General features: G+C 63.2%; 1 pseudogene. It reads left to right on the top strand.

Annotated elements, in window-relative coordinates:
- Nucleotides 1-212: pseudogene (locus tag H7A77_RS25695) on the top strand (hypothetical protein); the annotation flags it as partial.

Below are 212 nucleotides of genomic sequence, written 5' to 3'. Positions count from 1 at the left end.
AAAAAGCTGACCGCCTCGGTGTCGCACGGCCTGGATTTCAGTACCGAGCAGTTTGACGCCGCGGTGGTATTCGGCCGGCCGCCGGGTAAAAAGCTGACCGCCTCGGTGTCGCACGGCCTGGATTTCAGTACCGAGCAGTTTGACGCCGCGGTGGTATTCGGCCGGCCGCCGGGTAAAAAGCTGACCGCCTCGGTGTCGCACGGCCTGGATTT

The organism is Serratia sp. ME47, assembly GCF_903970925.1.
Classification (GTDB): Bacteria; Pseudomonadota; Gammaproteobacteria; order Enterobacterales; family Enterobacteriaceae; genus Serratia; species Serratia ureilytica.
This window is presented reverse-complemented; position numbering and strand designations above follow the sequence as displayed.